This window comes from Marseilla massiliensis (assembly GCF_016899855.1).
Taxonomy (GTDB): Bacteria; Bacteroidota; Bacteroidia; order Bacteroidales; family Bacteroidaceae; genus Prevotella.
In genome coordinates this window covers 1-20,661 of sequence record NZ_JACJJG010000035.1, presented here as the reverse complement: position 1 = coordinate 20,661, position 20,661 = coordinate 1, and the positions used below count along the sequence as shown (strand labels likewise).

The window sequence follows — 20,661 nt, the reverse complement described above, 5'->3', positions numbered from 1 at the left end:
GTAATGAATAATCAGATCCGTTAGCTCAGCTGGTAGAGCACAACACTTTTAATGTTGGGGTCTTGGGTTCGAGCCCCAAACGGATCACAGAAACAAAGCCAAAAACAACGAAAACCGCTGATAATCAAGCATTATCGGCGGTTTTTCTTTTATCCACGGACTGCATTTCATGGCAAAATGGGGCAGTAAGAGGTGGCTTATTCGGTGGACTTTGATGCCGACAAAATAAAGTCCACCTATTTGTATCATACTTCTCTGATTTTCAATGTTTTACGATTTTGCAATTGCCTGTTTTCTACTTAATTTTACAACCCCAAAACAATGCAGTTATGACAGTGCAAAGAAGTTATTTTACGGTACTCTTCTTCGTGAAGAAATCCAAGCCCCTCAAAAACGGGGAAGTTCCAATCTGTATGCGCATCACAGTGAACGGCAAGCGTGCGGAAGTGCAAATCAGGCGAAGCGTTGAGGCTGAATGCTGGAATGCCCAGAAAGAATGCGCCATAGGCAAAGACAGGAAGCACATGGAACTGAATCATTATCTGGAAACAGTCCGCACCCGCGTACTCCAAATCCACCGTGAACTGGAGCAGGACGGAAAGCCGGTGACTGCCGAAATCCTTAAACGCAATTATAGCGGAGGCTCTGATTCACCGCGTATGCTTGTAGAGACTTTCAATGAGCACAACAAGCAATACCGTGAGCTTATGGGCAGGGATTATGTCAGGGGCACAGTGCTCCGCTACGAGCGGACGGCAAGGTATCTTGGCGAGTTTATCCGGGAGCGTTTCAATACTGCCGACATACCGTTGAAGGATGTTGACCATGATTTCATCATGCGTTTTGAACGCTTCATCAAGGTAGAGAAAAACTGTGCACAGAACGCAACCGTCAAATATCTGAAAAACCTGAAAAAGGTAATCAAGGAAGCGTTGGCTAACAAATGGATAACCGAGGACCCTTTCTTCGGCATTCACTTTAAGCTGACGAAAAGCAACAGGGTGTTTCTTACAGAAGATGAATTGCAACTGATAATAAACAAGGATTTTGACATACCGCGCCTTGCCGTTGTACGCGACATTTTCCTGTTTTGCGCCTTCACTGGTTTGGCGTTTACAGACGTCCAGCACCTGAAACACGGACACATAACCGTGGATTCCAACGGTGAATATTGGATACGCAAGGCAAGGGAAAAGACGGACAACATGTGCGACATACCTTTGCTTGACATTCCACGCATGATAATGGAAAAGTACAAGTCACATCCTACTTGTATAAAGAAAGGTGTAGTATTGCCCGTGCCGAGCAACCAGCGCATGAACAGCTATTTGAAAGAAATAGCGGATGCCTGCCATATAAACAAGCCTTTAAGCACTCACGTCGCCCGGCACACGTTTGCCACGATAGCCCTTGCGAACAATGTCTCGATAGAGTCGATAGCGAAAATGCTCGGCCATTCAAGCATTATGACAACAAAAATCTACGCGAGGGTTATGGACAAGACCATCTCGCGTGAGATGCAGACAATGCGCAGGAAATTTGCCTTGTAGAAAATATCTCTGCGTATTCAGAAAAGCCGCTTCAATTTTCAATGAGGCGGCTTTTGTCTTTTTGTGATAGGTTCTCTTTCAGCCTTTTATGAAGCAACCATAATGGCAGTTTATGGCTATATGTTGCTCATCATTTTAGAAGTGTAAACATTGGGTGTAAACGGTTTACAATGTTTACACTTTTGGTGTTTACACTTTTCATCACATCAAAAATTTAGCATCCTTTATTTGATTGATAATCAGACGGTTGTCCGACAGCACTGGAAACGGCAAGACAAGCTGGCATTGTTTTCTCAATATAAATTGTTGAACGGCCAAGTAAACGCACGGAACGGCCAGACAGTATTAACCGATAAAAATTTTGAGAACTATGCCTTACATTGACAGTGAAATATTGGAGAAGTTGATAACCACGATGGTTGACGGCTTCGCACGTATAGAAAAGAAGCTGGAACGGATGAACCGGCAAAAGGAATGCCTAGACGGCGACACGCTGCTCGACAACGTTGACCTAGCCGAACTGCTCGGAGTGTCGCAACGCACGCTGGCGCGTTACCGCGAGAAAGGGCTGATACGCTATTACAACATGAAAGACAACGGCAAGAATTTTTATCTTGCTTCCGAGATACAGGAGTTCCTGAAACAGAGGGGAAGATGACGCTTGACACGGAACCGCTTTGCTTATTGCTTCTGTTCATATTGGTCGCAATCAGAATATAAAAACGTCATAAAAGACATTTGAACACAAGTTGTTTCCTGATACGTGGCCTTTTACATTCCAAAAGGCCACGTATCGCAAGCCCAAAGGCGGCATTTTGCGTTGCAAAATATGCCCTTTCGCAACGCATTGAAAATCAATATGTTGCAAAGCCGCTCAACTCTTGGCAGCATGGAACATAAATCTTGACGGCTGAAACCAATGTGGACGCCTGGCAGTTCTTATATTGGCATGAACAAATAAACACATTGCACAATGGCATCAATCAGACTAAAATTCAGGCCTTCAACGGCGCATGGAAAGGAAGGCACTCTGGTGTTCCAACTGATACACGGGCGCTCGGTGCGCAGGATAACGGGCAAGTATAAAATCTTCGCCGAGGAATGGGACGGAAGGGCAGGGCGGATATTGCTGCCGTCACCGTCATCGCCCCGCTACGCTTTCCTCGTTTCGTTGAAGGACGAACTGCAATGGGAACTTGACAGGCTCAGGCGGATGGTGGAGGAGCGCGAAAAAACAACGGGCACGGTAAGCCTTGATGAAATCACGGCAGCCTTTTCGCCCGATACAGACACGCCGGACAGCGTGTTCAACTTCATCCGCAGCCGGATACGGCACAAGAGGCAGCTTGGCAAGGTGCGTTCGGCGGAAACGTACCGTTCGATGCTAAACAGTCTCATGCGTTTCCGTAAGGGTGCCGACCTGACATTCGGCATGGTGGACGGCGGGCTTATGGAGCTATACGAGGCGTGGATGCAAGGATGCGGACTGACGCGCAACACCACCTCTTTTTATATGCGCATCCTGCGCACTAACTACAAACTGGCGGTAGAAAAGGAGCTTACGCCCGACCGGCACCCGTTCAGGCACGTCTACTGCGGCATGGACAAGACCGTGAAAAGGAGCATACCTTTCAGCGACATCAAGAAGATAAACGACCTGGATTTGTCGCGGAAGCCAAGCCTTGACTTCGCGAGGAACATGTTCATGTTCAGCTTCTGCACGCGCGGAATGTCATTCGTCGACATGGCGTACCTGAAGAAAACCGACCTTGACGGCGGCTGCCTGACTTACCGCCGCAAGAAAACGGGGCAGCTTCTGACGGTGGAATGGACATGGCAGATGCAGGCAATCATTGACAAGTACAAGCCTAACGCCACAAGATACCTACTGCCCATAATCACACGCGAGGACGGGAGCGAGCGCAGGCAGTACCAGAACATGATGAGGAAAACCAACAGGCTGCTGAAAGACATCGCACGCCTGGCAGGACTGCCGCTGCCGTTGTCGATGTACTATACCCGCCATTCATGGGCTACAATCGCCCGGGGCAGGGCCGTTCCGCTTGCCGTCATAAGCGAGGCCCTCGGTCACGATTCGGAAACGACAACACAGATATACCTCGACTCGATAAAGTCAAGCGAAGTGGACAAAGCAAACAGCATGATTCTGGAGGGTCTCTGACGCAAAAATTTGTTGCACGAAAATGGACTTCTCCTATTATGAGATGGATATTCTTGTGAAACAACTGAATGTCAATAGCTTACACGGGCTTCACTAAAATATTCCGTCAACAATTTGCCAAAACCGTTGACGCTTCATAAAAAATATATGCAAATAAATACGCCAAACCGCTTGATGTTTAATTATTTTTTCTACCTTTGCAACAGAATATCCATCTCATAATAGGAGACGGACAAAAATCCGTCATGAAAATCAATACCAACACAAACGCTATTATGAGTAGTGACGGAGATGGAACAATCCTATGGATTTAAGGGAAGTCAACAACATGTTGAAGCTCGGCGAGCGTATGGGGTGCATGTTCGCGGATGAGGTGATTGTCATTTCTGATGTAATTCGTAATTTGATAAAGCAGAAGTACAACAGGACGCAGCACGTACACCTTATATATAATGGCGTTTCGCAACCGGAAATTTGTGATTACCCTGAATATTTTCAGGAGTTGGGCATCAAAAAAGGCAAATACATCTTGGGTATGTGCCGCTTTGTGCCGGAAAAGAATCTGCATCACCTGATAGAAGCATATATTAAAGTGAAAGAACAAAATCCTGATGTAGATATAAAGCTCGTATTGGCTGGGGATACGGATTTTGAGGATGATTATTCACGCAACCTTAAAGAAATGGCAAGGAAGAACAGCGTTGTATTGACTGGATTTATCAAAGGACGTAAGCTGCATTCGCTCCTTACCAATTGCCTTTGCTATTGCCTACCGTCGAGTCATGAGGGTTTGCCCATTGCGTTGCTGGAAGCTATGAGTTATGGTGTGAAGGTAATTGTCAGTGACATTTCGGCAAACAAGGAAGTTGGTTTGCCGGAAAGCGATTACTTTCCCGTAGGCAACGTCAGTATGCTTACCGAAAAGTTGGAATCGGTTATCGAGCAACCCTTGCAGCATATTGATTACGATATGAAGAAATACGACTGGGAGAAGATTGCCGACCAAGTTATAAATGTGTATAAAGAACTAAAATAAACCAACATAAAATTAAAATTATGAAAGGTATAGTATTAGCTGGTGGCAGTGGTACAAGGCTGTATCCTATCACCAAAGGAATCAGCAAGCAACTCATTCCTATCTTCGACAAACCGATGATTTATTATCCCATTTCGGTACTGATGCTTGCCGGCATCAGGGAGATACTGATTATTTCGACGCCTTATGACCTGCCTGGGTTCAAAAGGCTGTTGGGTGACGGCAACCAGTTCGGGGTGAGGTTCGAGTATGCCGAGCAGCCTTCGCCTGACGGACTGGCGCAGGCATTCATTATCGGTGAGGAATTCATTGGTGATGATTGTGCTTGTCTTGTGTTGGGCGACAACATTTTCTACGGTGCCGGACTGACTGCGATGTTAAGGCAAGCCGTGAAGGATGCCGAGGAGAACAACAAGGCTACGGTGTTCGGTTATTGGGTGAGCGACCCTGAGCGTTACGGTGTGGCAGAGTTCGACAAAGACGGGAACTGCCTGAGCATCGAGGAGAAGCCGGAACATCCGAAAAGCAACTATGCCGTAGTAGGATTGTATTTCTATCCGAACAAGGTCGTGGATGTTGCTAAACATATCAAGCCTTCCACCCGTGGGGAATTGGAAATCACAACGGTTAACCAAGAGTTTCTGCATGACAATGAATTGAAAGTACAAACCATGGGACGTGGTTTTGCCTGGCTGGATACAGGCACACACGATTCTCTTTCCGAGGCATCAACGTTCATCGAGGTGCTGGAGAAACGTCAAGGCTTGAAAGTAGCTTGTCTGGAGGGAATCGCTTACCGGAAAGGTTGGATCACGGCAGAGAAACTTCGTGAGGTGGCACAGCCGATGTTGAAGAATGACTATGGCAAGTACCTGCTTTCTGTTCTTGACGAGAAAGAGGAAACATTGGAGAAGAACTTAGAATATTAGGGAATATGGAAGTAATCAGAACAGCAATAGACGGCGTGGTGATTATCGAGCCACGCATCTTTAAGGATGCCCGCGGATATTTCTTCGAGAGCTTCTCGCAAAGGGAGTTTGACGAGAAAGTCGGGCATGTGGCTTTTGTGCAGGACAACGAGAGCATGTCTTCGTATGGCGTGATGAGGGGATTGCATTTCCAGCGTCCGCCGTTTACGCAAGCCAAACTGGTGCGATGTGTGAAGGGGAAGGTGCTGGATGTTGCCGTAGACATCCGCAAAGGTTCGCCCACTTACGGGAAACATGTCGCTGTGGAACTGACCGAGGACAATCACCGGCAGTTCTTCATCCCGAAGGGGTTTGCGCATGGTTTTGCCGTGTTGAGCGAGACGGCAATATTCCAATATAAATGCGATGAGTTCTATCATCCCGAAGCCGATGGCGGCATCAGTATCCTTGACGACAGCTTGGGCATTGACTGGCAGATACCGACCGAACACGCCATACTCAGCGAGAAGGATACGAAACACCCGTTGCTGAAAGACTTTGAATCTCCTTTTAATATATAGGTAACGAGTTGACAAGTTAACGAGATGGCAAGGTCCTGAATCGTTTTGCGATTGGTATCTAAAACCTTGTCTACTCGTCAACTGAAACCTTGTAAACTGATAAAACAATGAACATACTTGTAACAGGCGCAAACGGCCAGCTTGGCAACGAGATGCGCATCATTAGCAAAGAGACGGACGACAACTATACTTTTACCGATGTGGTGGAAGTTGAAGGGGTCGAAACGGCCATCCTTGACATTACCGATGCCGAGGCGGTGAAAGGCATGGTGAAGGAAAAAGGCATACGGTGCATCGTGAACTGTGCCGCTTATACCAACGTGGACAAGGCGGAAAGCGATGAAGCTTTGTGCCGGAAACTGAACGCCGATGCCCCGAAGATACTTGCCGAGGCGATGAAAGAAGTAAATGGATTGCTTGTGCAGATTTCTACGGACTATGTTTTCGGTGGAGACCCGTACAACACCCCCTGCCGTGAAGACCAGAAAGGCACGCCTACTGGGGCTTACGGCAAGACAAAATTAGAGGGCGAGCAGAACATCGAGGCGGTAGGCTGCGATTATGTCATCATCCGCACGGCATGGCTCTACTCCGAATACGGCAAGAATTTCGTCAAGACCATGCTCAACCTAACGGCAACGAAACCGAAACTCACCGTCGTCTTCGACCAAGCAGGAACTCCTACCTATGCCTACGACCTTGCGGTTGCCATAAAGACCGTACTTGAAGACTATGAGAAAGAGAACCCGACGGACGGTTATTCAAAGCGCGGCATATACCATTTCAGCAACGAGGGCGTCTGCTCGTGGTTCGACTTCACGAAGAAAATCGCCGAGCTTGCGGGCAATACGGCATGCGACATTGAGCCTTGCCACAGCAATGAGTTCCCCAGTCCGGTAAAACGTCCGGCATATTCGGTGCTGGACAAGACAAAAATCAAGGAGACATTCGGATTGAAGGTCCCTTATTGGACGGATTCGCTGAAGGTCTGCATGAAGAACATGAATGTCCTAAAACAATAACATCACTAAAACATCGAACGACATGGAATTCAAGAGAAACATCATCATAACAGGCGGGGCGGGCTTCATCGGTTCGCACGTGGTACGTCTGTTCGTCAACAAATACCCTGAGTACCGCATCATCAACCTCGACAAGCTGACGTATGCGGGCAACCTTGCCAACCTGAAGGACGTGGAAAACAAACCGAACTATACTTTCGTGAAAGCCGACATTTGTGACTATGAGACGGTGAAGTCGCTGATGAAGAAATACTACGTTGACGGTATCATCCACCTTGCTGCCGAGAGCCATGTGGACCGGAGCATTAAAGACCCGTTCACATTCGCGCATACAAACGTTATCGGCACATTGACGCTGCTTCAAGCGGCAAAGGAATATTGGGAAAGCCTGCCCGAAGGCTACGAGGGCAAACGCTTCTACCACATCTCTACGGACGAGGTTTACGGCGCGTTGGAACTGTCAAATCCAGAAGGTATAGAGTCGCCGTTCACGACAAAAGCATCATCGGAACACCACCACGCTTACGGCACGGAATTCTTCACCGAGGAGACGAAGTACAATCCACACTCGCCTTACTCGGCATCAAAGGCAAGTTCAGACCACTTCGTCCGTGCTTTCCACGACACCTATGGAATGCCGACCATTGTGACTAACTGCTCGAACAACTACGGACCTTACCAGTTCCCGGAAAAGCTCATCCCCCTGTTCATCAACAACATCCGCCACAAGAAGCCGCTGCCCGTTTACGGAAAGGGCGAGAACGTGCGCGACTGGCTCTACGTTGAAGACCACGCCCGCGCCATCGACCTCATCTTCCACAAAGGCAAGACGGCCGACACATACAACATCGGCGGCTTTAACGAGTGGAAGAACATCGACATTATCAAGGTGGTCATCAAGACCGTAGACCGCCTGTTAGGACGTAAGGAAAGCGAGGACATGGACTTGATTACCTATGTGACCGACCGCAAGGGCCACGATATGCGTTATGCCATAGATTCAAGAAAACTGCAACGTGAACTGGGCTGGGAGCCGAGCCTACAGTTCGAGGAGGGTATCGAGAAGACCGTCCGCTGGTATTTGGATAACCAAGCGTGGATGGACAACGTGACGAGTGGCGACTACCAAAAGTATTACGACGAGATGTACAAGAACAGGTAAAAATCTTTCTAATTAGAAATAAGGGGCAAGGTACGTAAAGATGCCTTGCCCTTATTTGTTTTTAACAGCTTTTTGACATTCTTTTGTGATGGAACAAGCAGGATACATCCTACGTAACTATCAGGAGGACATAAGACACCGTGTCATTGAGGCATGGAAATGTCATAGCAGTGTGCTTGTGCAAATGCCGACAGGCACAGGAAAGACGCATGTACTCGCTTCGCTCGTAACAGAACATTTAAAGATAGACAAAATCGAAGCAAGTTGCCGTGTCTGGATTGTTGCACACCGAAGAGAACTTGTTGAACAGATTGAAGGGATAGTGGCAAGATATGGATATGGCTTGAAAACACAGGACGGCATTGTTAAAGTGCTGTCCATTCAATGGCTTTCACTCCATTGGGAGGATGTCAAGACAGAGAATCCGGGTCTAATTGTGATAGACGAAGCCCATCATGCCCTTGCTGAAACCTACAAAGAACTGTGGCAACGCTATCCGAATGCCAAGAAGTTGGGCATGACCGCCACGCCCTGCCGGTTGAACCGCAAAGGTTTTACGGATTTGTTTGAGGTGCTGATTACTTCGGACAGCATAGCGGACTTCATCAAACAAGGCTGGCTTTCTCCTTTTGATTATGTGTCCATACGTCCGGACAGTGAAGACCAGCGGTTAATAAATGGATTGGAGAAACGTGGAGTGGACGGGGACTATCAGATAAAGGAGATGAACGCCGTACTCAACCGTCGGCCAACAATCGAAAGACTGTACAAAAGCGTCAGACAATATGCCAACGAAAAGAAAGGCATCGTCTATGCCATAAGCATCAGCCACGCACGGAACATCGCCTCATACTATAATAATAAAGGTATGAATGCCGTCGCCATTGACAGCAGGACACCCGCTAAAGAACGCAGGCACTTGGTGGAGGACTTCAGGCAAGGCAAGATACAGGTGTTGGTCATGTTGACGTGTTCAGCGAAGGCTTCGATTGTCCAGACGTGGAGTTCATCCAGTTGGCGCGGCCCACATTGTCGCTATCGAAATATCTGCAGCAGGTCGGGCGTGGATTAAGGAAGACACAAGGCAAGGACAGTTGCGTAATAATAGACAACGTTGGGCTTTACCGCCTGTTCGGGTTGCCTACGGCCAGCCATGACTGGCAGGCCATGTTTGAGGGACGACTGGCAGGAAAAGGCGTAACACACGCACGGCGGCGGACTAACGGATATGATTGTGCGGTAAGAAACGTCGTGGACAGCGAGATTGTGCGGCACGAAAGCGACTTGGAATTAGTGATGTCGCATGAACAACTGTTGGATAGCCTGAATACGGGAATATGTCTGTCGGAGGACGCAACAAGCACAACATTGCGGCCATTCAAAGACAGGACGACAGGTCTGTACGGACTGAAGCAAGGAGATAAAATAACGGCATTGCCGCAATATGAAGCTATGTTCGATGTTGACGGCGCGATAGCCGTTGTACGTTTTAAGGATAAATGTGTCGGCATCGTCAACGGGAACGGCGAGATTATGACACGCCTCGGACGGTATGCGAGGGCGAGACTGCTGAAAGACAACATCCTTTCGGTGACGGACGTCAACGGGCAGGCAGCTTACATCGACTTGTACAACGAGCGGACATACACGAAGAAGCCCAAGGTTGTGGCGTTCGGACAGGTGCAACTGCTTGAGGTTGACGGCGTGTATTACAGCCGGACGAAGGAACTTTACAAGACAAGGCGCGGCATCCACGCCGGCGACATATTCAATTACGGGTTCTGCGTCAGGATTTGCGACTACCTTGCCAACCCAAGATGCAGGCAGGTTGACGAGGATGACGCACGCTGGGGGCACGCAAGCGTGTGCCTGCTTGCAGGAGACCACACGGCTTACTACCATTATAGCGGTATGCTGCCGGGAGGTGGGATAGTGGTAATGGACAAATATTGGAAAATACTATCTTGCCGAGGACGGCAGGAAAAAGCGGTACATAGCCTGTGAGAATCCGAAAACGGTGGACGAGGATTTTGAGGTGGTGATTCCCCGGCTTAAGGCTGAAGCGGAAAGGACGCTTGCGGAAAAGAAAGCGGAGAGGCGACGCGAGGAAGAAAAGAAACGCTGCCAACGGTTGGAGGAATTGAAAGACTGCCGTTCAAGTCAGAGATGAAATGAGGACTGCGGCTCGGCGACAAGGTAGTCGTGCCGCCGATATACAGGAATATGCAGATGCCCGTAGGCTATTATTGCGCCGTAGAAACCAGTCCGTACCGATGGGGAGTAATCATGCTTGACGGCAAGGTTGTCGTCGAGGCCTGTTATTCAAAAGTGGAAATAGGCAGGGACGGAACGGCCAAGCTGACTATCATCCCCGGAATGGTCATGCAGGTGAAGTTGGGTACGTGACAACACCCATTAATGCCTGATATTATTAATGTCGCAAACAAACTCGTTGATACAGAGATGCTTGCGGCATTTATTGTGTTCGGATATTCGGACAAGAAACAGAAAAAATGCAAAAGGTGGCTTTTGGGGCGATAAAAGGACACCTTTTACACGCTGAAAGGCCACGTATTGCAAGCCAATATGTGGCCTTTTGTTTTTGTGTCAGATGCTTATCGGCGTGATACGCATTGTCTCCAAGTTCATGTAAGCCCCACGGTAAGGCGTGCGTCCCTCACGGAGCATTTTCCAAAGCAGGGCGCAACCAACCTGCGCCAGCATGGAATTGACGAACAGATCCTGTTTTTCCAACGCCTCGGCGAGCGAACAGCTCGGCCCGGAGTCTTTCTCGTCGATGGTCGAGTAGCTTACTTCTTCCGTGATGACGTTCAGCTCCGGCACGGTTACGAACTCCTTTGATGACGGCTGGCGGATTTTGTTGCGCACCGTTCCGACGAGTACCTGCCCTATAAACTGCGCATTGCCGAAGTCCATCCAGTACAGCGGTGTCTTATGGTCGTTATTTCTCACGTCGCGGTGTTTTTTCAGGAAGCGCCACAGGTCGAGGCGCGAGCGTACGTTGTCAGTGCAGGTCAAGGTTATGTTGGCCGTCATCGTCTCACCCGTGCGGCAAGGATAACGGAACGCCTCCGCCGTCCATCCCATGCCGAAAAAGCGGTTGATGCGCGTAACGAGGGCCACGGCCTTGTTGAGACCGACTTCGGACGGACTGAACAGTTGCCGCCCGATGTTCGCCTCCGACACCGTGTCGCCGTCAAAAACTGTGACGTGCAGCCCCGGATGTCCGAGCGAACGCAACGCCACGTCCATGCGTGCAAGGTTTGTGACCACCTGCGAACCTGTCCCGCCGGCTCCGATTACGAACACGCTTACTGGATGGTAAGGTGAAAGAAGGTAGTTGTCAGTATAATGAATCCGTTTCATTTCAAAAGGTCTTTAAGTTTCATGTTCATGGGTATCAGTTCCTCGTTGTCGAAGGATTTGTCCCTCGCGTTCTCCGTAACGATGACAAGGTTGCTTCTTGTCGGGTTACAGCCACCGCCGAGATGCGAGAACTCGCTCATCCAGAAACGCCGCTCCCAGCACTCTACGAGACACTCGAACGACGGGTCCGGCGGAAGGTTGAGCGGCGCGTTGCCGAGACATACGCTCGCTCCCGTAACATTGAAGAACGGCGCACGGTATAAAATCTCGTCGTCATTGGGACGTAAGCCCTTGAAAGCGTACACGGACAGGCTGTCCGACCTTGCGTCATAGACAACTCCCGGCACGCCGAACTCACCGTCGGCGATGTCCAGCGTGTCCTTGAAGAACATCCTGCGGCGGCGCGGGGCGTTCCACCACACGTACCGCTCATGGCCGCGCCTCGTGTCGCAGAGGAGCATGTTTTCAGGCAGCCTGCCGTGCGGCGTACCGCAGGCGTCGGCCGAATAGTTCTCAACCAGCGCGTTCATGAAGTCATACGACACCGGCACCGCCGCGCCCATCCTGCCGTTTTCGTTTATCGGGCGCAGTTCGAGATAGCTGTCCCTGCTGTACCCCTCGCCGCATTCGTATGCGATGAGGGCGGCCTTCGGCCTGAAAATCCCGTGTATCTTCCTTGTAAGCTCGTTCATGTCATATTTCTTTTAATTTGAATTAGAAGTTTTCACTGACGTGTTCCACTAAGCGGTAAAACCACTTAGCAAAACGCTCAGGAAAGTCGTCCTCTGTAAACACCTTGTCTGTCTCCGGCGTAATGAGCAGCCTTGTCACCGGCGTGAGGTTGTAGCTTTCGCGCACGTCGGCGGAGAAAGCCTGCATCACTTCAGCCGCAACCTCGTCATCGAGGGAGTAGGCCACGAGCACTTGGCTCTCAAGTCCGGCAGGCATGATGTCCGGATCTTCCTCCTTTGCCCAGTCGTATTCGTAGTCCATTATGCACGGCTTTCCCTTGCCAATGAGAGTCAGGCCGTCCTTGATTATGCCGAGCAATGTCCGTTCGGCTTCGCCTTCAGGGAGGCAGGACTCCAACGCCGTTTCGAGGTCCCGGCAGAAAGCCCTGCCGCCCAACCTCCTGAAAAGCCTTGAAATCCTGCCGTTGTTGTACGATTCCAGCAGACGCAGCGTCCGCCGCCGTTCGGCTTCAGTCCTGCCGTCGTCCGGCTCGTCGTCATAACTGAATGAAAGACAGTCTTCCGCCATGCTGTAATGGTATGAGCCGGTGATGTTACGCATACCGTGGTGCCGGGCGAACCGCCTTATGAACTCAAGCGTTACGCGCCTCACTCCTTTTGAAAGGTTGGCGGTAAAGTCAAGAGGAAGCCACAGCACCTCGTAGTCCGGCCACTTGCTGAAGCGGTACAGGCAGAACGCGGGCCTGCCGCCGTCAAGCTCGATGTTCACGTTCTCGGACACAATGGCGTCAAAAGCCCGGTACAGCTCCGCCATACCGAGCTTCGGATGCCTTGCGTATTTCTTGCAGTTGAACTTCAGCCTCACGCCGAGCCGCCGGGCGTAGTTCGCGGCCGAACGGTACAGGTAGTCGAGGTTCGCCGTTGTCGCGACGTTGGTCTTCACCCCGTCCGTCTCGACATGAAGGCCGGAAGCGACGGGGAGGAGCCTCCCCGTCAGAAAACCGTTACGTTTCCTTGCGGCGGCAGCAGTCTCTGTCTCCGCCGCCTTGTGCCCCGGCTTATGTCCGTTGCCGACATGACGTCCTCTATTATGAGGCGCGCCAGCCGCTCCGTTTCGTAGTCCTGCAAGAGTCTGCATACTTCTTTCCATTTGTTTTTATTGTCCGCTTTCATACTCTCATCCTTTCGTGCCGATGGTTGTCTTGAACTCGTACACGGCGCAGTCGTCCTCCATCACGGGACCGTGGGGAGTGGCGGTTGTCAGTTCCGGGTAAGTCATCGAGTAGAAGTCCATCACGTCGTTGACGGCCATCTCCGGGTTGGGGTCGTCCAGTCTCAGCGTTTCGCCGTTCTTCTTCAGTTTGAACACCCTCTTGAGTCCTTTTATTTCAAGTGCCATAGTCTTTTGTTTTTATAGGTTTGTAATCGGTTTGTGTATCTCCGTTGTTGATTATGTGAACGACATCTCCACCTGCGCCTCGTCCCTCATGCGGCATTCCTGCGGAAAGTCCACGTATTCCGCGTAAGGGTCTTCCCTGAAAGCGTCCATGTCATACTCTTCGTCTTTGTCAGCTCCGTATCCTTGCGGATTTCCGTATTGGGCCGCGTCTTGTTGTGCCGTGGCGTAAGCCGGCTGTTGCGGTGCAGGCTGTACAGGTCTTTGCTGCATTGTCCCGGTTTGGACAGGTTGCGTCGCGGCGGGCATGACAGGCCGTGGCTGGATGTGTTGCCGTCCGGCGGTCGGCGTAGGTGCGGCAGTCTGCACTGTCTGTTGCGGCTGTGTCTGCACTATCGGCTGGAATGCTGTCGGCGGTTGTCCTGCGAACAGGCTGCCTTCCTCCGACTTTCTCCTTACCTCCTGCATCTTTGCCTTCACAGCGTCCTGCTTTTCGGCCGGTGCAATGGTAAGGGCGTGCTTCAGCAACGCCATAGCGTCGGCGAAGCGTCGAGCTGTTACGGACTCGTCAATACGCTTCATCAGCTTGTCGAGCCTGTCGTTCTTTTCTTTTGTCTCCTTGGCCTCTTTCGTCTCCTTTTCCGCAGCCGCCTTGGGCTTGCCCTTTGCGGCGGCTTTCTCCGCCTGACGCTCAAACTCTTTCAGATTCGTCATTATCCCGACGGCCTTGGCCACTGGCGCGACCATAATGTTGGCAAAGCCACAGTCAAGCTCTTCCGGCGTTCCGCTTGCCACCAACGGGATGAATCCGCCGGAAGCCCCGTCTTTTAGTTTCTTGTGTCTCGGCATTACCGCCACTGTAAGTTTGTCGTTCACACGCTTGATGTTGATGCCCACTTCCGTACTATCGGCAAGCAGGCCGTAAATTGTCTGGAAAAACATAATTAAATCTGTTTTATGGGTTAAACTTCGGTTCCATTGAAAAACGCCTTCAGCAGTTGTGCCCTGTCGGGACGTTTTGATATTCCGGCCAGCGGTGCGAGGTAATAACCTATGTGCACCGGCATTCCGCCTGTTCCGTCATTGTCCCCTTGCGGTGGCTTGCGCCTTACTGACGGTTGGATTGCCGCAGGCGTTGCGGCGTTCAGTCTTGTCGTTTCCATAGCTCTTGTTTTTGTTTGTTATTGTTCTGTCATGCGGGAGTGACATCCCCTTGGGGATATGTTTTCCCGATTTTTACAGGCATACGATGCCGCGTTTGGCGGAAGTGGCGTGGCAAGGCCCGGCGGAGAAAAATACCGCAGCAAAGCGAGGATGATTTTTCTCCAGACGGCCAAGCCCGGACGGGCCGCCTTGCACGCACGGCCGCAATCGCGGACCTTTGCCGTCAAAAATCGGAGAAACATACCTTCTTTATACGAAAAATGCAGACCGTCGCCGGCCTGCACTTCCTTTCTTCGGGCATTTTTTTGCTTCAAGCGCCCTTCCTGTATCTCCTGAATATGTCTTCGGTAACTTCCGCCGTGAGACTGGCGGCCATCTTAAGGAACTTCTTTGGGCATAAAGAACCATTTTCCACGGCCTCAAGATGCTCTTCCCAGTCCGAAGTGAGCGCCGCGTCGGCTATCTTCATGCCCTTGAAGGTCTCATAGACGAACAGTCCCTTTGGCGTCGGGATGATATATTTGCCTGAATGCCTCACGTACTTGCGGTCCACAAGCGTCTGCATGATGGCCGTGCGCGTGGCCGCCGTGCCGAGCCTGTGCGCGTCCATGAACTCCACAAGCTCCGCGTCCGTCATCGGCTCTGGCGGCAGACCCTTCTTTTGAGCCACGCTGCACGCCGAAACCTGCAACTCCTCTCCGACAGTCAATGGCGGCAAATCAATTATGACAGAGCCCTGCGGAACTATGCCGTGCGTATGCCCCGATATTCCCTGCCAACCACTTTCCAAGATGCGGCTCGTGTCGAGGACGAACTTCCGCCCGGCGCATGAGGCTTCCATCCTCGTATGCTCCACCTTGCAATGAGGCATGAACGCTTCAAGCATACGCCCGAACACCATCGAGTACACCTGCATTTCGCCCTTGTCGAGACCGTCGGGGTACGTGCCGGTCACAAGTATGGCGTGGTGTCCGCCGCCTGTGTCGTCCAAACGGAGCCTGTCCGTGTCTATATTCCCGGCGTCAACACCGACCGACCTGAGGTAAGCTCCGAGTTCCTTCCATGCTGACACCTTGCCAATGATGCGCGGAAGCGTGGCGAGCACGTCCCCCGGTATGTGCCGCCCTGACGTGCGTGGGTAAGTAATGAGCTTCTTTTCGTAAAGCGACTGCGCGATGTCATGCACCTGCCCGGCCGTCAGTCCGTAACGCCTGTTGGCGTCCTTCTGCAGTTCCGCAAGGTTGTAAGGCAGCGGAGGCCCGGTCTCCTCGGTGTAACTTGTGACGGACCGGACGCTTGCCTTGCCTGCAATCTTGCATTCCCCGTGGAGCCGCATGGCCTCTTCCTTGTCGTGTATGGTGTCCGCACAGCGCAGCCTCAATAACGTACCGTCCTTGTGGATGTTGACATATACCGGCCAAGTGTCGGCCGGGCCGTACCTCTCACGTTCGCGGTAGCGGCGGCAGACTGTGGCGAGGACGGGTGTCTGCACGCGTCCGAGCGAGTGGTTGCCCAGTCCCGTGGCCTTGCAGATGGCATAGCTCGCGTTCACACCCAGCGTCCAGTCCGCCTTGTTGCGGCAGTCGGCCGCGGCGAAAAGGCCGTCGTACATCCGCATTGGTTGCAGGTTGTCAAGCCCCTTGCGTACAGCCTCGTCCGTGAGCGACGTTATCCAGAGGCGTTTTACCGGCTGCGTGCATCTAAGGTAGGAGTAAATGTAGCGGAATGCCATTTCCCCGTCGCGCGAGGCGTCTGTGGCGGCGATGATTGTGTCGCATTTCGCCAACACACGTTCAAGCACCTTCAGCTGTTTCACGGCGCAGGCGTCGGGTATCCATCCGTTTTCGGTCTTAACGTGTTTCACCATGAGGCGGAAACGCTCCGGTACCAACGGGAAGTCGTCCTCGCCGAGCCTTGCCGAGCCGTAGTCCTTGGGCATTGCCAGCGACAGCATGTTGCCTAACGTCCACGTAACTATGTATCCGCTGCCCGACATGAACCCGTTTTCGGGCCTGTACGCGCCCACAATCCTTGCCAACTCCTTGCCCACGTTGGGCTTGTCTGTCAATATCGCTATCATTTTTATCAGTTTTTTTGTGTTTCTCCGAGGCGTCCGTGCCTGCGAAGAAACGTTGTTTGAATTTAAGTTACATTTTCTCTTTGTCAATGCCGTTGACTTGAAGCACCGGCCTGCCTTCGCTGTCCGCCACTATGCGCAATGTCGCATCGGTTGTTATATCCACAAGTCCCGTCCTGAGCCTTAGCGTCATTATTCCCGATTCCTCACCGGCAAGGAGCCGGTCGAGTTCGCCCGAGGCTTCGAGGACCTGCCTGTCAATACCCATTTTGCCTAACTGCGTCCAGTTGGGCATATTTGCCACGGACGCCTTTGCTTGTCTTTGTCCCATTTGTACTTTCCTTTCCTGTTTTGTCTGAATAATTGTCATACGGCTTGTCTCGCCCCTTTCTTTTGCGTCTGTGTGTCCTCGCGTGCCGCCTCCGCCTGTGTATTGCGGCGCGTGTTGCGCGGCTTGTCGGGGTCTTCCTGGTAATAGTTGAGCGTGCCCGTGTTCGGGTTCACCTTTATGTAAGACGAGAACTCCTTGCCACCGCGGCCTTTCATGCCCTCCACGAGTATGGCCTTGCCGTCCTGCAGGCGCGCCCTTTCCTCGCCGGTGAAGGCGTGGCCGTACACCTCGGTGGGTATCCTCGGCGCCTGCCTTTCGTCGAAACCGTCGGGGGTGCGCGAGTATTGCGGGTTGCCGGTGGTCATGTCGAGCCTTACGAACGACGAGAACTCCTCGCCGCGGCGGTTTATCATGTTCTCGAGGAACACCACGCCGCCCTTGCGCAGCGTCTCCCTGTCCTCCGGTGTCAGCGCGGTCTTGCATATCTCGTTGGGGATGTAAATTTCGCCCGTTTCGGGATTGCTGCGGGTGTACTGCGGTCTGCCTGTAACCTGGTCTATTGTGACGAAGGCTGAGAATGTGTCGCCGTTGTTGCGCTTCATGCCTTCGACGAGCACTGTGTGCCCCTCGCTGAGCCTTTTCACCTCGTCCTGCGTCAGCTTCACGCCACCGATGGTCTGCTGGTTTAGCAGGTTGTCCTTCGGAAAAATGAACTCCAGCCCCCTGCGTTCCGCGCTGTACTGCAGGGTCGCGCTGAACTCCTTGCCTTTGGCGGACATCATACCGTCCACGAACACGGCCTCGCCGTTCTTCAACCTCGTTATCTCGTCAGGGTCGAGTCTTACACCCTTCACCTCGTCGGGGATATAGACGTGTTCCTGCCTTACGGCCACAAGCTCGTTGGTGATTTTATCTATTGACACGAGGCACGGGGTGTAGTTGTCGCCGCGCAGTTTCAGGTCTACGGCATGGCCGAGGTTGCCGCTCTCGCGCAGGTTCTTCTTTTCCTCCTCCGTAAAGTTGTGGCCAAAGTATGGGCGGCTGAGTTCCGGTTCCTTGCGTATGCCATGTACACCCAATACCACCTGCCCGTCACTCGTAAGGAAGGACAGCCTCGCGTCAATCTTGGCCGTCATCAGCCCCTCGATGTTCAGTGTCAGGGGGATTGTCCTGTTTGTCTTGTATCCCTTGAGCATGCCGTCAAGTACGCCCATGTTCTCAAGCAGTTCTTTCGACACGCCGACTTTTTTCAACGCGTCCCAGTCCACCATGCCTTCGTTGTAGCGGTACGCCGGTCCTTGCTGTTCCTGCGCCGGCTGTTGCTCCATGCCTTGTGCGGCCTGCTGCACTTCCGTCTGCTGTTCGGGCTGCAGCTGTTGTTTCTTTGCCATTTCCTTTTCTTGATTTTGGTTTACGGTTTCTTTTCTTGTCTCTTTCCTCGGACGGATTTCATAACGTTTAAGGAACTCCTTTACAGTGTCTGTCCGCTTGCCTTCGGCCAGGTCCTTTATGGCCTGCCTGTTGCGCTTGTAGTCGTTGACGGTCATCCGCAACAGGCGGAAATGCGTAGGCTCCTTGAGCTGGCTCCAGAAGTTTCTGATGAAGTTCTCGATGATGCTTGAGTTCTTGTCGAACTTCAGGAACGAGTTTTCGTTCTCCTCCGTCGCCGGCACCGTCTCGCATTTCCCGTCGCCGTGGGCCTTGCTTACCGCCCTTACGCCGTGGCTTGGGTCGTCTTTGTTGTGGACGAGCAGCAGCTCGCTGATTTGCTCCACGTAAGCGTTTTCTTCCGCTCCTGCGGCCCTGCTCCGCCGTGCCGACGGCGGCCTTCCTTCCGTGTCTGTTTTTTTTGCCATTGTCATTTTGTTTTTAGCCGTGAGGGTTGTCCCCACGCCGCAAATGTAAATGATATTTTCCGATAAACCATTGATTTTCAGTAGGTTGGCATTACGTGTCGCAATATGCCGCAAAATGTCATGCGAAAGGCCGTGAATTACAACGCAAAAGGGCATGAATTACAACGTAAAATACCGCCAATCGCAAGCCGAAAGGCGGCATTTTGGAATTAGGACGGAAACAAGACGGAAAACAGACGGTAGTAGCGCGGCGGAATATGCGGGCGGAGAGAGCTGGAAGCACCCTGTCCGTTGGCTGGAACCGGTACGTATTCAGCCTTTTGTAAGGTATGCCGAAGTTTTACATTCAGCTGAAGCGGCTGCAATGAAAAACGCTCCTTCGGTGCATGACGGCCATGCGTCACGTCGGTCGCAGTTTTGCCCCTGTAATCAAACCGCAAACCGCAGGCGGACGGGCGCCGTGTTCTTTTCCGCCACGTTTTTCACGGCGCAGCCGCGAGGAAAAACGTGGCGGAAACCGCTGTAAACACGGCTGGACGGCCGACAGCGGTTTATTTTTGATGGAAGGGGTGAAACTGCCGGGGTATTTCGTGTAGCTACAAATCGCGATGCTTGGGTGTCTGAATTTTCAAAAGAAAAGATTGCTGGTAATACGCAGTCCATGATAACTTTTTATGAATGTCTGCAATCACCCACAATGTAGAGGTGCAAAATTTTGCGTCCCTACAACAAATGCAATGCCTGTGTCACGAGCCATAGGCTGATTGCGGACATTCATAAATGTTTTTATTAAAAAAGCCGATATGATAGTTGTTTTACTATTAGACCGAACAACGTTGCTATTCCAAAGCTTAGCAGTGTCCCCACCAGCACATATTCCGTTTTAGCTGTATCTGTTTCTTTAAAGCGGAGTAAAGATTTCGCCGCTATAATAAACCCCACAGCTTCACATTGTCCTATCAGTCAAAGGATTTATAAGTTAAATAGCTTATTATAGTCAAACATAAGCAATTTGACTTATTATATAAGCGTATATGGTTAAGCTCTTATTTCACTTTTTATGGAAGCCCCCTACTGCATACTAATTAACGTGAGTTCGGTATAAGAAAACGATTGAAAAAGTTGTGGGAATGAGATATTTTTTGGTTCATCCGCAGTTCTGTTGGATGGCCTTTCAGCAACATAAAATTGAGCACATCGAGTTTTTCTTTTAAAAGATTAAAAATCAATAGTTTTGTTATATAATTTGAAGTATGGATAAGCCGGATAGTTTTATAGCCCTAATTTTCAATTTAATCAATATACAGGTACTGATTA

Annotated in this window: 17 protein-coding genes, 1 tRNA gene and 2 pseudogenes; 11 read left to right on the top strand and 9 right to left on the bottom strand. The window is 51.2% G+C overall.

Features of this window, described 5'->3' with window-relative positions; translation table 11 throughout:
* Positions 1-14: 14 nt before the first annotated feature.
* The 10 genes and pseudogenes from H6A34_RS07770 (at position 15) to H6A34_RS07725 (ending at position 10,847) form a co-directional block, all read left to right on the top strand.
* Positions 15-87, top strand: a tRNA-Lys gene (locus tag H6A34_RS07770).
* A 242-nt stretch (positions 88-329) separates the two neighbouring features.
* Positions 330-1,550 (top strand): site-specific integrase, encoded by a 1,221-nt coding sequence (locus H6A34_RS07765; RefSeq protein ID WP_205104661.1) that lies wholly within the window; start codon positions 330-332, stop codon positions 1,548-1,550.
* Positions 1,551-1,920: 370 nt separating this feature from the next.
* Positions 1,921-2,208: a helix-turn-helix domain-containing protein gene (locus H6A34_RS07760; RefSeq protein WP_205104659.1), complete on the top strand. Its 288-nt coding sequence runs from the start codon at positions 1,921-1,923 to the stop codon at positions 2,206-2,208.
* Between the two features lie 315 nt (positions 2,209-2,523).
* Positions 2,524-3,732 (top strand): site-specific integrase, encoded by a 1,209-nt coding sequence (locus tag H6A34_RS07755; protein WP_205104657.1) that lies wholly within the window; start codon positions 2,524-2,526, stop codon positions 3,730-3,732.
* Between the two features lie 328 nt (positions 3,733-4,060).
* Positions 4,061-4,768: pseudogene (locus H6A34_RS07750) on the top strand (glycosyltransferase family 4 protein); the annotation flags it as partial.
* A 20-nt stretch (positions 4,769-4,788) separates the two neighbouring features.
* Entirely contained in the window at positions 4,789-5,697 is a 909-nt protein-coding gene (gene rfbA, locus H6A34_RS07745) for a glucose-1-phosphate thymidylyltransferase RfbA (protein ID WP_205104653.1), read from the top strand.
* Positions 5,698-5,702: 5 nt separating this feature from the next.
* Positions 5,703-6,257 (top strand): dTDP-4-dehydrorhamnose 3,5-epimerase, encoded by a 555-nt coding sequence (gene rfbC / locus H6A34_RS07740; protein WP_205104651.1) that lies wholly within the window; start codon positions 5,703-5,705, stop codon positions 6,255-6,257.
* Between the two features lie 107 nt (positions 6,258-6,364).
* Positions 6,365-7,279, top strand: coding sequence for a dTDP-4-dehydrorhamnose reductase (rfbD, locus tag H6A34_RS07735; RefSeq protein ID WP_205104649.1), 915 nt, complete (start codon positions 6,365-6,367; stop codon positions 7,277-7,279).
* Between the two features lie 22 nt (positions 7,280-7,301).
* On the top strand, positions 7,302-8,441 hold the full coding sequence (locus tag H6A34_RS07730) for a dTDP-glucose 4,6-dehydratase (RefSeq protein ID WP_205104648.1): 1,140 nt from the start codon (positions 7,302-7,304) through the stop codon (positions 8,439-8,441).
* 88 nt (positions 8,442-8,529) lie between these two features.
* Positions 8,530-10,847: pseudogene (locus tag H6A34_RS07725) on the top strand (DEAD/DEAH box helicase).
* Between the two features lie 201 nt (positions 10,848-11,048).
* Here the strand turns inward: H6A34_RS07725 and H6A34_RS07720 are convergent.
* The 9 genes from H6A34_RS07720 to H6A34_RS07680 form a co-directional block, all read right to left on the bottom strand.
* Entirely contained in the window at positions 11,049-11,828 is a 780-nt protein-coding gene (locus H6A34_RS07720; RefSeq protein WP_205104646.1) for a PRTRC system ThiF family protein, read from the bottom strand.
* Positions 11,825-12,520 carry a prokaryotic E2 ligase family D protein gene (locus tag H6A34_RS07715; RefSeq protein WP_205104644.1) on the bottom strand — a complete coding sequence of 232 codons (696 nt, stop codon included), beginning with the start codon at positions 12,518-12,520 and terminating at the stop codon, positions 11,825-11,827. Before H6A34_RS07715 ends, H6A34_RS07720 begins: the two co-directional genes overlap by 4 nt.
* 22 nt (positions 12,521-12,542) lie before the next feature.
* Positions 12,543-13,670, bottom strand: a complete 1,128-nt coding sequence (locus H6A34_RS07710) for a hypothetical protein (protein WP_205104642.1) — start codon at positions 13,668-13,670, stop codon at positions 12,543-12,545.
* A 27-nt stretch (positions 13,671-13,697) separates the two neighbouring features.
* Complete coding sequence (locus H6A34_RS07705; RefSeq protein ID WP_205104640.1) at positions 13,698-13,919, bottom strand: PRTRC system protein C; 222 nt, start codon at positions 13,917-13,919, stop codon at positions 13,698-13,700.
* Positions 13,920-13,970: 51 nt separating this feature from the next.
* Positions 13,971-14,858 (bottom strand): PRTRC system protein E, encoded by an 888-nt coding sequence (locus H6A34_RS07700; RefSeq protein ID WP_205104638.1) that lies wholly within the window; start codon positions 14,856-14,858, stop codon positions 13,971-13,973.
* A 20-nt stretch (positions 14,859-14,878) separates the two neighbouring features.
* Entirely contained in the window at positions 14,879-15,079 is a 201-nt protein-coding gene (locus H6A34_RS07695; protein ID WP_205104635.1) for a hypothetical protein, read from the bottom strand.
* A 311-nt stretch (positions 15,080-15,390) separates the two neighbouring features.
* A complete protein-coding gene (locus tag H6A34_RS07690; RefSeq protein WP_205104634.1) occupies positions 15,391-17,160 on the bottom strand; it encodes a DNA topoisomerase in 1,770 nt (589 codons plus the stop codon).
* A 67-nt stretch (positions 17,161-17,227) separates the two neighbouring features.
* Complete coding sequence (locus H6A34_RS07685; protein ID WP_205104632.1) at positions 17,228-17,488, bottom strand: DUF4099 domain-containing protein; 261 nt, start codon at positions 17,486-17,488, stop codon at positions 17,228-17,230.
* 35 nt (positions 17,489-17,523) lie between these two features.
* Positions 17,524-19,344, bottom strand: coding sequence for a DUF3945 domain-containing protein (locus H6A34_RS07680; RefSeq protein WP_205104630.1), 1,821 nt, complete (start codon positions 19,342-19,344; stop codon positions 17,524-17,526).
* A 154-nt stretch (positions 19,345-19,498) separates the two neighbouring features.
* Here H6A34_RS07680 and H6A34_RS07675 point away from each other — a divergent pair, with 154 nt between their 5' ends.
* Positions 19,499-19,870, top strand: a complete 372-nt coding sequence (locus H6A34_RS07675; RefSeq protein ID WP_205104629.1) for a hypothetical protein — start codon at positions 19,499-19,501, stop codon at positions 19,868-19,870.
* The last annotated feature ends 791 nt before the right edge of the window (positions 19,871-20,661 follow it).

What these genes read in the sequence shown, in the direction of transcription:
- rfbA (WP_205104653.1), top strand. Translation starts at nt 4,789, where the DNA reads ATGAAAGGTATAGTATTAGCTGGTGGCAGTGGTACAAGGCTGTATCCT.
- H6A34_RS07765 (WP_205104661.1), top strand. Translation starts at nt 330, where the DNA reads ATGACAGTGCAAAGAAGTTATTTTACGGTACTCTTCTTCGTGAAGAAA.
- rfbD (WP_205104649.1), top strand. Translation starts at nt 6,365, where the DNA reads ATGAACATACTTGTAACAGGCGCAAACGGCCAGCTTGGCAACGAGATG.
- H6A34_RS07680 (WP_205104630.1), bottom strand. Translation starts at nt 19,344, where the DNA reads ATGGCAAAAAAAACAGACACGGAAGGAAGGCCGCCGTCGGCACGGCGG.
- H6A34_RS07705 (WP_205104640.1), bottom strand. Translation starts at nt 13,919, where the DNA reads ATGGCACTTGAAATAAAAGGACTCAAGAGGGTGTTCAAACTGAAGAAG.
- H6A34_RS07695 (WP_205104635.1), bottom strand. Translation starts at nt 15,079, where the DNA reads ATGGAAACGACAAGACTGAACGCCGCAACGCCTGCGGCAATCCAACCG.
- H6A34_RS07760 (WP_205104659.1), top strand. Translation starts at nt 1,921, where the DNA reads ATGCCTTACATTGACAGTGAAATATTGGAGAAGTTGATAACCACGATG.
- H6A34_RS07700 (WP_205104638.1), bottom strand. Translation starts at nt 14,858, where the DNA reads ATGTTTTTCCAGACAATTTACGGCCTGCTTGCCGATAGTACGGAAGTG.
- H6A34_RS07690 (WP_205104634.1), bottom strand. Translation starts at nt 17,160, where the DNA reads ATGATAGCGATATTGACAGACAAGCCCAACGTGGGCAAGGAGTTGGCA.
- H6A34_RS07730 (WP_205104648.1), top strand. Translation starts at nt 7,302, where the DNA reads ATGGAATTCAAGAGAAACATCATCATAACAGGCGGGGCGGGCTTCATC.
- H6A34_RS07755 (WP_205104657.1), top strand. Translation starts at nt 2,524, where the DNA reads ATGGCATCAATCAGACTAAAATTCAGGCCTTCAACGGCGCATGGAAAG.
- H6A34_RS07720 (WP_205104646.1), bottom strand. Translation starts at nt 11,828, where the DNA reads ATGAAACGGATTCATTATACTGACAACTACCTTCTTTCACCTTACCAT.
- H6A34_RS07715 (WP_205104644.1), bottom strand. Translation starts at nt 12,520, where the DNA reads ATGAACGAGCTTACAAGGAAGATACACGGGATTTTCAGGCCGAAGGCC.
- H6A34_RS07710 (WP_205104642.1), bottom strand. Translation starts at nt 13,670, where the DNA reads ATGGAAAGAAGTATGCAGACTCTTGCAGGACTACGAAACGGAGCGGCT.
- rfbC (WP_205104651.1), top strand. Translation starts at nt 5,703, where the DNA reads ATGGAAGTAATCAGAACAGCAATAGACGGCGTGGTGATTATCGAGCCA.
- H6A34_RS07685 (WP_205104632.1), bottom strand. Translation starts at nt 17,488, where the DNA reads ATGGGACAAAGACAAGCAAAGGCGTCCGTGGCAAATATGCCCAACTGG.
- H6A34_RS07675 (WP_205104629.1), top strand. Translation starts at nt 19,499, where the DNA reads ATGAATTACAACGTAAAATACCGCCAATCGCAAGCCGAAAGGCGGCAT.